The sequence below is a fragment of the Staphylococcus sp. EG-SA-2 genome (genome assembly GCF_017152085.1).
Window position 1 is genome coordinate 1 of sequence record NZ_JACYHC010001113.1, and the last position, 705, is coordinate 705.

Below are 705 nucleotides of genomic sequence, written 5' to 3' on the forward strand. Positions count from 1 at the left end.
ATTAGTAGCGCGTATGTCGCACAATATGACTCTGAAGATAAACGACAAGATGTAAGTTTTAAATATACGTTTGACAAAGATACTGAGTTAGTTGGAAACATGAACTTAAAACTATGGGTAAGCACTAAAGACTCAGACGATATGGATTTATTTGCAGGTATTAAAAAGTTAGATCGTCGTGGTAATGAAGTTAACTTCCCTGATTTTAATCATATTGAAAATGGTCAAGTAGCTACCGGTTGGTTACGCGTATCACATCGTGAATTAGATCAAGAAAAATCCACAATTGCGCAACCTTGGCATAAACATGAAACAGAATTAAAGTTGTCACAAGATGAGATTGTACCTGTTGAAATCGAATTGTTACCTTCAGGCACGCTATTTAAACAAGGCGAAACATTAGAAGTTGTTGTAAAAGGTAGTGAAATTGTAATTGGTAATAGTACCCCTGGCATGAAAACGCGTTATGAACATGAAGAAACCGTAAATAAAGGCATGCACATGATTTATACTGGTGGTAAATATGATTCACAATTAATCATTCCTATCGTTAATTGATATGCAGCAATTACGGTCGCTTTTGATTAAAAGTGACATAGTGATAGAAGAGAAGGCCACACGCTTGGAATCTTAAACCAAGGTGTGGCCCTTTTTATTATTGATGGCTATTTAATTTTATAAATCTTGTCACTAAACTTACTACAA

At 34.8% G+C, this 705-nt stretch carries 1 protein-coding gene; it reads left to right on the forward strand.

Annotated elements, in window-relative coordinates; all coding sequences use genetic code 11:
* A partial coding sequence (locus IDG60_RS27965) for a CocE/NonD family hydrolase C-terminal non-catalytic domain-containing protein (protein WP_274611453.1) occupies positions 1–558 on the forward strand: 558 nt, incomplete at its 5' end.
* Between the last annotated feature and the right edge of the window lie 147 nt (positions 559–705).